13 protein-coding genes are annotated in these 11,446 nt (G+C 68.6%); 3 read left to right on the plus strand and 10 right to left on the minus strand.

The window, feature by feature from the left end; all coding sequences use genetic code 11:
• Positions 1-116: 116 nt before the first annotated feature.
• The 8 genes from ACWCQ6_RS00485 to ACWCQ6_RS00520 are packed head-to-tail and all read right to left on the minus strand — an operon-like array spanning position 117 to position 6,719.
• Positions 117-455: a metal-sulfur cluster assembly factor gene (locus ACWCQ6_RS00485; protein ID WP_030974666.1), complete on the minus strand. Its 339-nt coding sequence runs from the start codon at positions 453-455 to the stop codon at positions 117-119.
• On the minus strand, positions 452-907 hold the full coding sequence (gene sufU / locus ACWCQ6_RS00490; RefSeq protein ID WP_072483050.1) for a Fe-S cluster assembly sulfur transfer protein SufU: 456 nt from the start codon (positions 905-907) through the stop codon (positions 452-454). Before sufU ends, ACWCQ6_RS00485 begins: the two co-directional genes overlap by 4 nt.
• A 25-nt stretch (positions 908-932) precedes the next feature.
• A complete protein-coding gene (locus ACWCQ6_RS00495; RefSeq protein WP_189541169.1) occupies positions 933-2,189 on the minus strand; it encodes a cysteine desulfurase in 1,257 nt (418 codons plus the stop codon).
• Positions 2,186-2,950, minus strand: a complete 765-nt coding sequence (sufC, locus tag ACWCQ6_RS00500; protein ID WP_451084558.1) for a Fe-S cluster assembly ATPase SufC — start codon at positions 2,948-2,950, stop codon at positions 2,186-2,188. The genes ACWCQ6_RS00495 and sufC overlap by 4 nt, the downstream gene beginning before the upstream one ends.
• A 7-nt stretch (positions 2,951-2,957) precedes the next feature.
• Positions 2,958-3,275 (minus strand): bifunctional 3-phenylpropionate/cinnamic acid dioxygenase ferredoxin subunit, encoded by a 318-nt coding sequence (locus tag ACWCQ6_RS00505; RefSeq protein WP_451084559.1) that lies wholly within the window; start codon positions 3,273-3,275, stop codon positions 2,958-2,960.
• Complete coding sequence (gene sufD, locus ACWCQ6_RS00510) at positions 3,275-4,456, minus strand: Fe-S cluster assembly protein SufD (protein WP_451084560.1); 1,182 nt, start codon at positions 4,454-4,456, stop codon at positions 3,275-3,277. The genes ACWCQ6_RS00505 and sufD overlap by 1 nt, the downstream gene beginning before the upstream one ends.
• Before the next feature lie 59 nt (positions 4,457-4,515).
• Entirely contained in the window at positions 4,516-5,937 is a 1,422-nt protein-coding gene (gene sufB / locus ACWCQ6_RS00515) for a Fe-S cluster assembly protein SufB (RefSeq protein ID WP_451084561.1), read from the minus strand.
• The gene (locus ACWCQ6_RS00520; protein WP_451084562.1) at positions 5,934-6,719 is read right to left on the minus strand and encodes a helix-turn-helix transcriptional regulator; all 786 of its coding nucleotides are present in this window, start codon (positions 6,717-6,719) and stop codon (positions 5,934-5,936) included. The genes sufB and ACWCQ6_RS00520 overlap by 4 nt, the downstream gene beginning before the upstream one ends.
• Positions 6,720-6,819: 100 nt before the next feature.
• Between ACWCQ6_RS00520 and ACWCQ6_RS00525 the strand changes: the two genes are divergently transcribed.
• The 3 genes from ACWCQ6_RS00525 (at position 6,820) to ACWCQ6_RS00535 (ending at position 9,600) form a co-directional block, all read left to right on the plus strand.
• Positions 6,820-7,746: an ABC transporter ATP-binding protein gene (locus ACWCQ6_RS00525; RefSeq protein ID WP_451084563.1), complete on the plus strand. Its 927-nt coding sequence runs from the start codon at positions 6,820-6,822 to the stop codon at positions 7,744-7,746.
• On the plus strand, positions 7,743-8,510 hold the full coding sequence (locus ACWCQ6_RS00530; RefSeq protein WP_451084564.1) for an ABC transporter permease: 768 nt from the start codon (positions 7,743-7,745) through the stop codon (positions 8,508-8,510). Before ACWCQ6_RS00525 ends, ACWCQ6_RS00530 begins: the two co-directional genes overlap by 4 nt.
• Before the next feature lie 76 nt (positions 8,511-8,586).
• Positions 8,587-9,600: a COX15/CtaA family protein gene (locus tag ACWCQ6_RS00535; protein ID WP_451084565.1), complete on the plus strand. Its 1,014-nt coding sequence runs from the start codon at positions 8,587-8,589 to the stop codon at positions 9,598-9,600.
• A gap of 100 nt (positions 9,601-9,700) precedes the next feature.
• Here ACWCQ6_RS00535 and ACWCQ6_RS00540 read toward each other — a convergent pair whose 3' ends face one another.
• Together ACWCQ6_RS00540 and ACWCQ6_RS00545 are read right to left on the minus strand one after the other, a co-directional pair.
• On the minus strand, positions 9,701-10,057 hold the full coding sequence (locus tag ACWCQ6_RS00540; RefSeq protein WP_451084566.1) for a hypothetical protein: 357 nt from the start codon (positions 10,055-10,057) through the stop codon (positions 9,701-9,703).
• A 97-nt stretch (positions 10,058-10,154) separates the two neighbouring features.
• On the minus strand, positions 10,155-11,108 hold the full coding sequence (locus tag ACWCQ6_RS00545) for a heme o synthase (protein ID WP_451084567.1): 954 nt from the start codon (positions 11,106-11,108) through the stop codon (positions 10,155-10,157).
• Positions 11,109-11,446 lie beyond the last annotated feature (338 nt).

The raw sequence follows: 11,446 nt of genomic DNA on the forward strand, positions 1-11,446 counted from the left end.
TAGGTTGCGCTACCCGTGCCAACGAGGGACACACATCATGCGTACGGCAGACGAAACAACGACGAAAAAACGGCCCCCGGCGCGGAGCCGGGAGCCGTTCGTCGTCAGGGGTGGGCTCAGACGTTGAAGCCCAGGGCGCGCAGCTGCTCGCGCCCGTCGTCCGTGATCTTGTCCGGGCCCCACGGCGGCATCCAGACCCAGTTGATCCGCAGCTCGCTGACGATGCCGTCGGTCGCCGACTTCGCCTGGTCCTCGATGACATCGGTCAGCGGACAGGCCGCGGACGTCAGCGTCATGTCGAGGGTGGCGATATTGGCGTCGTCGATGTGGATGCCGTAGATCAGGCCCAGGTTGACGACGTCGATGCCCAGCTCGGGGTCGACCACGTCGTACAGCGCCTCGCGGACCTCCTCCTCGGAGGCCGGCTTGGTGGTCAGAGTCTCGTTGTCGCTCATGCCGTCTTCCCTTCGGACAGCGCTTTCGCCGTCGCGTCCTTCCACGCCATCCAGCTCAGCAGCGCGCACTTCACCCGGGCCGGGTACTTCGAGACACCGGCGAACGCGACCGCGTCCTCCAGCACCTCCTCCATCGCGTCGTCGGGCTCCAGCTGGCCCTTCGACTGCATCAGCTCCAGAAAGGTCTCCTGGATCTTCTGCGCCTGGCCCAGCTCCTTGCCGACCAGGAGGTCGTTCAGCACGGAGGCGCTGGCCTGGCTGATGGAGCAGCCCTGACCCTCGTACGACACATCGGCGATGGTCTCGCCGTCGTACTTCACCCGGAGAGTGATCTCGTCGCCGCACGTCGGGTTGACGTGGTGCACCTCGGCGTCGCCGTCCCGCAGGCCGCGCCCGTGGGGGTGCTTGTAGTGGTCCAGGATCACTTCCTGGTACATGGAATCAAGCTTCACCAGTCAACCCCAGCCGCTCTGCCAATTAACCGAAAAAGTTCCGTACGTGTTCCAGTCCGTCCACCAGGGCGTCGACCTCGGCGGGCGTGGAGTACAGATAGAACGACGCTCGCGTCGTCGCAGGAATTCCGTACCGCAGGCAGACCGGCCGTGCGCAGTGGTGTCCGACCCGGACCGCGATGCCCTGCTCGTCGAGCACCTGGCCCACGTCGTGCGGGTGGATGTCGCCGAGCGTGAAGGAGATCGTGGCGCCGCGGTCCTCGGCCGTCGCCGGACCGATGATCCTGAGGTCCGGAACCTCCAGGAGCCGCTTCACCGCGTACTCGGTGATCGCGTGCTCGTGGCGGTAGATCTTCTCCATGCCGATCGCCGAGAGGTAGTCCACGGCCGCGCCGAGGCCGACGGCCTGGGCGATCGGGGGCGTACCGGCCTCGAACTTGTGCGGCGCGGGGGCGTACGTCGACGAGTGCATCGACACGGTCTCGATCATCTCGCCGCCACCGAGGAACGGCGGCAGGTCCTCCAGGAGCTCCTGCCGTCCCCAGAGCACGCCGATGCCGGTCGGGCCGACCATCTTGTGACCCGTGAAGGCCACGAAGTCGGCCTGCAGCGCCTGCACGTCCAGCACCATGTGCGGGGCGGCCTGCGAGGCGTCGATGCAGACCAGCGCGCCGACCTGCTGGGCCCGGCGGATGATCTTCTCGACCGGGTTGATCGTGCCCATGATGTTGGAGACCAGGGTGAAGGAGACGATCTTCGTCTTCTCCGTGATGATCTCCTCGATGTTGGACAGGTCGAGGCGGCCGTCGTCGGTGATGCCGAACCACTTCAGCTTCGCGCCCGTGCGCTGCGAGAGCAGCTGCCACGGCACGATGTTGGAGTGGTGCTCCATCTCCGTGGTGACGATCTCGGTGTCGTGGTCCACCCGGTAGGGCTCGTCGGCCCAGCCGAGCATGTTGGCCACGAGGTTGAGCGACTCGGAGGCGTTCTTGGTGAAGATCACCTCGTCGCGGCTGGGCGCGTTGATGAACGCGGCGACCTTGTCACGGGCGCCTTCGTACAGCGCCGTGGCCTCCTCCGCGATCGTGTACACGCCACGGTGCACGTTGGCGTTGTGCCGCTCGTAGTACTCGTTGAGGGCGTCGAGCACCTGGCGCGGCTTCTGCGAGGTCGCAGCGCTGTCCAGGTAGACGACCTTCTTCCCGTCGTGGACCGTCCGATCCAGCAGGGGGAAGTCCTTGCGGATCGCCTCGGTGTCGAGGAGGCCCGGCAGCTGTGTCACGCGGAAGCGCCACCCTTCACATATGCCTCGTAGCCCTCGTTCTCCAGCTTGTCGGCGAGCTCGGCGCCGCCGGACTCGGCAATGCGGCCGTTGGCGAAGACGTGCACGAAGTCGGGCTTGATGTAGCGGAGGATCCGCGTGTAGTGCGTGATCAGCAGGGTGCCGACCTCGCCGGTCTCGCGGACCCGGTTGACGCCCTCGGAGACGATGCGCAGGGCGTCGACGTCCAGACCGGAGTCGGTCTCGTCGAGGATCGCGACCTTCGGCTTGAGGAGCTCCAGCTGAAGGATCTCGTGGCGCTTCTTCTCACCGCCGGAGAAGCCCTCGTTGACGTTGCGCTCGGCGAACGCCGGGTCCATCTGGAGCCGGCCCATCGTCTCCTTGACCTCCTTCACCCAGGCGCGCAGCTTGGGCGCCTCGCCGCGGACGGCGGTGGCGGAGGTGCGCAGGAAGTTGGAGACCGAGACACCGGGGATCTCGACCGGGTACTGCATCGCGAGGAACAGGCCGGCGCGGGCCCGCTCGTCGACGGTCATCTCCAGGACGTCCTCGCCGTCCAGAGTCACCGAACCGCTGGTGATCGTGTACTTGGGGTGACCCGCGAGGGAGTACGCGAGGGTGGACTTGCCGGACCCGTTGGGGCCCATGATGGCGTGGGTCTCGCCCTGCTTCACGGTCAGGTCGACGCCCTTGAGGATCTCCTTCGTGGCGTTGTCGGCCTCGACGGAGACGTGCAGGTCGCGGATTTCAAGCGTTGCCATGGGTGACTCAGGACTCCTGGGTGACGGAGACGAGCACATCGTCCCCTTCGATCTTGACGGGGTATACGGGGACGGGGCGCGTCGCGGGAAGGCCGGACGGCTTGCCGGTGCGCAGGTCGAAGCTGGAGCCGTGCAGCCAGCACTCGATCATGCAGTCCTCGACCTCTCCCTCGGACAGTGAGACGTTCGCGTGCGAACAGATGTCGTTGATCGCGTACACCTCGCCCTCGGTACGGACGACGGACACCGGGACGCCGTCGAGCTCCACCCGCTTCGGGGTGTCGTCCTCCAGCTCACTCAGCGCGCAGGCTTTGATGAAGGCCATCAGACGGATGCCTTCAGCTCGGCCTCGATCTTCTCCAGCAGCCGCGCCTCGACGTCCGGCAGACCGATCTGCTGGACGAGCTCGGCGAAGAAGCCGCGCACGACGAGCCGGCGGGCCTCCTCGGCCTCGATGCCACGGGACATCAGGTAGAAGAGCTGCTCGTCGTCGAACCGGCCGGTCGCGGAGGCGTGGCCGGCGCCGACGATCTCGCCGGTCTCGATCTCCAGGTTCGGCACGGAGTCGACCCGCGCGCCGTCCGTGAGGACGAGGTTGCGGTTCATCTCGTAGGTGTCGGTGCCCTCGGCCCTGGCCTGGATGAGGACGTCACCGATCCACACGGCGTGTGCGCCGTCGCCCTGGAGCGCGCCCTTGTAGGCGGCGTTGGACTTGCAGTGCGGGGTGTTGTGGTCGACCAGGAGGCGGTGCTCCTGGTGCTGGCCCTTGTCGGTGAAGTACAGACCGAAGAGCTCGGCCTCGCCGCCGGTGCCCGCGTAGGCGACGCGCGGGTGGAGGCGGACGAGGTCGCCGCCGAAGGTGACGACGATCGACTTGAACGAGGCGTCCCGGCCGACCAGCGCGTTGTGCTGGCCGACGTGGACCGCGTTCTCGTCCCAGTCCTGCACGGAGACGACGGTGAGCTTCGCGCCGTCGCCGAGGACGTAGTCCACGTTGGCGGCGAGCACCGCGTCACCGGTGTGGTCGATGACGACGACGGCCTCGGCGAAGGCACCCAGCTCGACGACCAGGTGGCCGTAGGCCACACCGCCCTCGCCGTGCACCGCGATGCGGATCGGCTCCGTGAGCACGGCCTCCTTGGCGACCGTGACGACGGACGCCTGCTCGAAGGACGTGTACGCCTGGGCGGCGACGCGGTCCACCGGGATGCCGGCCCTGCCGAGCCGGGAGTCGTCGCGGCCGACGGTCTCGACCGCGACGCCCTCGGGGGCCTCGACCGCGACCTTCACGGCGCCGCTGGTGGCGACGGCCGTGCCGTCGTGCAGCCCGCGCAGCCGCTCCAGCGGGGTGAACCGCCACTCCTCCTCGCGGCCGTGCGGGACCGGGAAGTCCGCGACGTCGAACGACGGGGGCGCGCTCATGCGCGTGGCGACGGTCGACTCGGCGGCCACCGCGATGGACCCGGTGGTGGTGGAACCCGCCGGAATGTTCTGAGCCTCAGCCATGGCTGTCGTAGTGCTCGCTTTCTCTGTCAGTGGTCGGGGAATCCGGTCGTCAGGCTGCGCTAGCCGACCGAACCCTCCATCTGCAGCTCGATCAGCCGGTTGAGCTCGAGGGCGTACTCCATCGGCAGCTCCTTCGCGATCGGCTCGACGAAGCCGCGCACGATCATCGCCATCGCCTCGAACTCCGTCAGACCGCGGCTCATCAGGTAGAAGAGCTGGTCCTCGGAGACCTTGGAGACGGTCGCCTCGTGCCCCATCGACACGTCGTCCTCGCGGACATCGACGTAGGGGTAGGTGTCGGAGCGGGAGATCGTGTCGACCAGCAGCGCGTCACAGAGCACGTTGGACTTCGCGCCCGGCGCGCCCTCGCCGATCTCGATCAGACCGCGGTAGGAGGTGCGGCCGCCGCCCCGCGCCACCGACTTGGAGACGATGTTGGAGGAGGTGTTCGGCGCCATGTGGACCATCTTGGCGCCGGCGTCCTGGTGCTGGCCCTCGCCCGCGAAGGCGATGGACAGGGTCTCGCCCTTGGCGTGCTCGCCCATCAGGTAGACGGCGGGGTACTTCATGGTGACCTTGGAGCCGATGTTGCCGTCGACCCACTCCATGGTCGCGCCCTCGTAGGCCACGGCGCGCTTGGTGACCAGGTTGTAGACGTTGTTCGACCAGTTCTGGATCGTCGTGTAGCGGCAGCGGCCGCCCTTCTTCACGATGATCTCGACGACCGCGGAGTGCAGCGAGTCGGAGGAGTAGATCGGGGCGGTGCAGCCCTCGACGTAGTGGACGTAGGCGTCCTCGTCGACGATGATCAGCGTCCGCTCGAACTGGCCCATGTTCTCCGTGTTGATACGGAAGTAGGCCTGCAGCGGGATGTCGACGTGGACACCCTTGGGCACGTAGATGAACGAGCCGCCGGACCACACGGCCGAGTTCAGCGAGGCGAACTTGTTGTCGCCGACCGGGATGACGGTGCCGAAGTACTCCTTGAAGAGCTCCGGGTGCTCCTTCAGCGCGGTGTCGGTGTCGAGGAAGATGACGCCCTGCTCCTCCAGGTCCTCACGGATCTGGTGGTAGACGACCTCGGACTCGTACTGCGCGGCGACACCGGCGACCAGGCGCTGCTTCTCCGCCTCCGGGATGCCGAGCTTGTCGTAGGTGTTCTTGATGTCCTCGGGCAGGTCCTCCCAGGACTCCGCCTGCTGCTCCGTGGACCGCACGAAGTACTTGATGTTGTCGAAGTCGATGCCCGACAGGTCGGAGCCCCAGTTCGGCATGGGCTTCTTGTCGAACAGCTTGAGGCCCTTGAGGCGCAGCTTCAGCATCCACTCGGGCTCGTTCTTCTTCGCCGAGATGTCGCGGACGACCTCCTCGGAGAGCCCGCGCTTGGCTGCGGCACCTGCCGCGTCGGAGTCGGCCCAGCCGAATTCGTACGTGCCCAGGCCCTCGAGCTCAGGGTGGGCAGTCTCCGTGGGGAGCGTCATGCGGGGTTCCTCCCGGCCGTGCTTGCAGATGCTGAATTGGTGGTCTGTGGTGCTGAGTGGCCGCTGCGCGGAATGTACGTCGTGCACACGCCGTCACCGTGAGCGATGGTGGCCAGACGCTGCACATGCGTCCCGAGAACGCTGGAGAAGAACTCCGTCTCCGCCTCGCACAGCTGCGGGTACTGCTCGGCGACATGGGCGACCGGGCAGTGGTGCTGGCACAGCTGCTCGCCCTGCTGCGGACCCGGCGCGCTACGCGCCGTAGCAGCGTACCCGTCGACGGACAAGGCCTTGGCCAGCGCTTCGGTGCGGGCCTCGGGGTCCGCGGCCTCGACCGCCGTGCGGTACGCCTCGGACTGGGCCGCGATCCTGGCGCGGGCGAAAGTGGCGACCGCCTCCTCGCCCGCGGTCTCGGCGATCCAGCGCAGGGCGTCCGCCGCGAGCTTGTCGTAGGACTGGTCGAATGCGTCCCGCCCGCAGTCGGTGAGGGCGAACACCTTGGCCGGGCGGCCGCGGGTCCGTGCCCCGTAGACGCGCTGCTCACGGGCTTCGACGACGCCGTCCGAGACGAGGGCGTCGAGATGGCGGCGGACCGCGGCCTGGGTGAGACCGAGGCGCTTCGCCAGCTCGGCCACTGTGGACGGGCCGTGGTCCAGGATGGAGCGCGCGACCCGGTTGCGCGTCGAGCGCTCCCCGGTCGCGAGTTCCTCCTGCGGTGACTCCCGCCTGGCCTCGCCGTATTTCACAACGCCATTGTTGCGTAATTCATCCGGCCCTGACAACCACGGTCCGAAACGATCTACGGTGCCATTCATCACTTAGGGTTACCTAATTCGGCCCCGGGGGCCGTGGGCATCCCAGCCCTGCCTAGACTTACCCGCCATGAAGAGCGAGTCGGTCGTACAGGTCCGCAGCCTGGTGAAGCGGTACGGCCGCAAGACCGCTGTGGACGGCCTCGACCTGTGTGTACGCACCGGCACCGTCACCGCCGTCCTCGGCCCCAACGGCGCCGGCAAGACCACCACCGTCGAGACCTGCGAGGGCTACCGCCGCCCGGACGCCGGGACAGTGCGGGTCCTCGGCCTCGACCCGGTCGCCGACGCCGAGAAGCTCCGCCCCCGGATCGGCGTGATGCTCCAGTCGGGCGGTGTCTACTCCGGGGCACGCGCCGACGAGATGCTCCGCCACATGGCGAAGCTCCACGCCCATCCGCTGGACGTCGACGCCCTCATCGAGCGCCTCGGCCTCGGCAGCTGCGGCCGTACGACCTACCGGCGGCTCTCCGGCGGCCAGCAGCAGCGGCTCGCCCTGGCGATGGCCGTCGTCGGCCGCCCGGAACTGGTCTTCCTCGACGAGCCGACCGCCGGCCTCGACCCGCAGGCCCGCCGCTCCACCTGGGAACTCGTGCGCGAGCTGCGCACCGACGGGGTGTCGGTGGTCCTCACCACGCACTTCATGGACGAGGCCGAGGAGCTCGCCGACGACGTCGCCGTCATCGACTCGGGCAAGGTCATCGCCCAGGGCAGCCCCGAGACGCTCTGCCGGGGCGGCGCCGAGAACACCCTGCGCTTCACCGGCCGTCCCGGTCTCGACATCGGCTCGCTGCTGAAGGCGCTGCCCGACGGCTCCGAGGCGGCCGAGACCGTCCCGGGCGCGTACCGCATCTCCGGTGACGTCAACCCGGAGCTGCTGGCCACCGTCACCTCCTGGTGCGCCCGGCACGGAGTGATGCCGTCGGGCATCTCCGTGGAGCGGCACACGCTGGAGGACGTCTTCCTGGAACTGACCGGCAAGGAGCTGCGCGCATGAGCGCCGGTACGTACACCCCGCGCCCGGGCGCCGCCCCGCTCGGCCGCATGATCAGCGCGCAGGCCGCCCTGGAGACGCGGATGCTGCTGCGCAACGGCGAGCAGCTGCTGCTGACCGTGATCATCCCGACGCTGCTGCTGGTGCTGTTCAGCGCGGTCGACATCGTGGACACCGGCGCGGGCGAGTCCGTCGACTTCCTGACGCCCGGCATCCTCGCGCTGGCCGTGATGTCCACGGCCTTCACGGGTCAGGCCATCGCCACCGGTTTCGAGCGGCGCTACGGGGTACTCAAGCGGCTCGGCGCCTCGCCGCTGCCGCGCTGGGCGCTGATGACCGCGAAGACCCTCGCGGTGCTGGTCACCGAGGTGTTGCAGGTGGTGCTGCTCACGGTGATCGCGTTCGCTCTGGGCTGGTCGCCGCACGGCAACCCCCTCGCCGTCCTGCTGCTGCTCGTACTCGGCACGGCGGCCTTCTCCGGGCTCGGGCTGCTGATGGCCGGGACGCTCAGGGCGGAGGCCACGCTCGCCGCGGCCAACCTGGTCTTTCTGCTGCTGCTGGTCGGCGGCGGGGTGATCGTGCCGCTGGACAAGTTCCCGGACGCGGTGCAGTCGGCGCTCGGGCTGCTGCCGATCACGGCCCTGTCCGACGGTCTGCGCGAGGTGCTCCAGCACGGCGCGTCGATGCCGTGGGACGATCTCGGCATCCTGGCGGTGTGGGCGGTCCTGGGGCTGGGCGCGGCGGCGAAGTTCTTCCGCTGGGAGTGAGGCGGCGAACGCACTTCGTCGACGATTCGAGGTAACTCGTCCCCCTCGTGAAAGCTTGCACAAGCCGCCGCCTACGATGGTGCGCGTGCCCAAGCTGACCCGAGCCGAAGTCGCTCAAGCCGTGCGGAACCCGCTCCAGTACATCGCCGAGCGATGGACCCCCTCCCCCCGTACGGTCCGCCGTGCGGCCATGTCGGCCGTCGTGATGGCCGTCGTCATCGTCATGACCGGTGGCGCGGTGCGGCTGACCGGCTCCGGCCTCGGCTGCCCGACCTGGCCCAAGTGCACCGACGAGAGCCTCACGGCGACGAGCGAGATGGGCATCCACGGCGCCATCGAGTTCGGCAACCGGATGCTGACGTACGTCCTGTGCGCGGCCGTCGGCTGGGCGATCATCGCCGCACGGTCCGCCAAGCCCTGGCGGCGCAGCCTCACGAAGCTCGGCTGGGTGCAGTTCTGGGTGGTCATGGGCAACGCCGTGCTCGGTGGCATCGTGGTGCTGGTCGGCCTCAACCCGTACACCGTCGCGGCGCACTTCCTGCTCTCCACGGCGCTGATCACCGTCGCGATGGTGACCTGGCAGCGGGTCCGCGAGGGCGACGAGGCCCCCCGGCCGCTGGTCGGCAAGGCGGTCTCCCAGCTGACCTGGCTGCTCGCGGTCGCCGCGGGGCTGCTGATCACGGTCGGCACGGTGGTCACGGGCGCCGGTCGGCACGCGGGCGACTCCAGCGATGTGCACCGCATCCCGATCGACTGGGAGATGATCTCGCAGCTGCACGCCGATCTGGCCTGGGTCGTGGTGGCGCTGACCGTCGCGCTCTGGTTCGTGCTGAAGGCCGTCGACGCGCCGATCGGCCCGCTGCACCGCGCCCGCGACCTCTTCCTGGTGCTGATGGGGCAGGGCGTGATCGGGTACGTGCAGTACTTCACCGACACGCCGGAGATCCTGGTCGGCCTGCATATGCTGGGCTCGTGCCTGGTGTGGATCGCGGTCGTGCGGGTGCTCCTGTCGCTGCGTGAGCGCCCCGTGGCCGTGGCCGCGGTGCCCGGCCCCGCGGCCGAGCAGCCGGAGCCCGCCGCGGCGGGCTGACCGACGGCCGCCTCCCCCGACCCACACGTATACGCCGATCGCCGGACGGATTCCTTCCCGGAACCGTCCGGCGATCGGCGTATGCGGGGGAACCGCGCGGTCAGGCCCGGTCGGAGGGGCCGCCGATCTGGATGCCGGCCATCCGCGTCCACTCGTAGGGGCCGGTGCGGACCTTAGCGGCGAACTCTCCGTCGAAGGACTCGTGCATCGTGATCCCGGCCTTCCGGGCGGCGCTCTCGGCGACCTCGTACGAGGGAGCGACCAGATCGCCCCAGCCGCCGTCCTCGCCCACGAGCACGATCCGGGCGCCCCGCTGGCCCATGTAGGCCAGCTGTCCCTCCGCGCCGCCGTGCGCCTTGGAGAAGGCGCCGATCTCCTTGGCGAGTTTCGCAGCCCTGCGCTCCGCGCGGGCCGCCTGCTTGCCGCTCTCCATCTGGGTCTCTGCCGTCTCAGCCATACTCAGGATGCTACCGACGGGTAGCTCAACGCGCGACGGGCGGGGTACGTGGCTTGGGCCACGCACCCCGCCCGTCGGCAGGGACAGAGGAGCGGGACTACCTCAGGAAGGGGTCGACCGCCACGGCGACGAAGAGCAGCGAGACATAGGTGATGGACCAGTGGAACAGGCGCATCTCCTTGAGCTTCGCGCCGGTCACTCCGGCCTTGGCCCGGTTCTGCAGGCCGTGCGCCTCCCAGAGCCAGAACCCGCCGGTCGCCAGCGCCACCGCCGTGTAGAACCAGCCGGTGTAGCCCAGCGGGGTCAGCAGCAGCGACACGGCCACCATGACCCAGCTGTAGATGACGATCTGGCGGGCCACCACCCGGTTGGACGCGATGACCGGAAGCATCGGGACACCGACCCGGGCGTAGTCCTCCTTCACCTTCATGGAGAGCGGCCAGTAGTGCGGCGGCGTCCAGAAGAAGATGACGGCGAAGAGGATCACCGCGGCCCAGGACATCGAGTTCGTCACGGCCGACCAGCCGATGAGGACCGGCATGCAGCCCGCGATGCCGCCCCAGACGATGTTCTGCGAGGTGCGGCGCTTGAGCAGCATCGTGTACACGACGACGTAGAACAGCAGCGCGCCGAGCGACAGCGCCGCCGAGAGCCAGTTCACCAGCAGGCCGAACCAGACCGTCGAGATCACCGCGAGGGCGAGACCGAAGGCCAGGCACTCGCGCGGGCTCACCATGCCGGTGACCAGCGGGCGCTGCGACGTACGGTCCATCAGGGCGTCGATGTCCCGGTCGATGTACATGTTCAGCGCGTTGGCGCCGCCGGCGGAGAGATATCCGCCGATGGTGGTGGTGACAACGAGCCACAGGTCGGGTACACCCTGAGCGGCGAGGAACATCACCGGGACAGTGGTGATCAGCAACAGCTCGATGATCCGCGGCTTGGTCAGCGCCACGAAAGCCTTGACACGGGCCCCGAACGGGCGATGGCCCCCTGGGCTGGGAGTCAAGGCGACCCCTGCGGGTCGGGACTCGACGGCCGTCACGCACACCCCTGACAGAGAAATCCCAGCAAGCTCCGGGCGTGAAGGCCCGATAAAGACTTGCGCGAACCAGACCACTGTAGACGTTGGGGACAGGCCGTTCTTCGCGGGGGTGGGTCGTGTTGGAGCGGCGAGGAAGCAGCGCCCCGCCCGGCGGGGCGCCCCGCCCGGCGGGGCGGAACGGGAAGTACCGGGGCACGCTCACCGGAGGCCTCATAAGTAAGGAGAAGCGCTCATCGGAACAGCGCAGAAGTGAGCCGTCGCGCTCATACGGGAGGCGAACTCCGCAGGCCGCCCGCACCCTGGAAAGCAGCGGAAAATGCTTGTTCCGACGGGGGTAGGCTCGA

Source organism: Streptomyces sp. NPDC001880 (assembly GCF_053594575.1).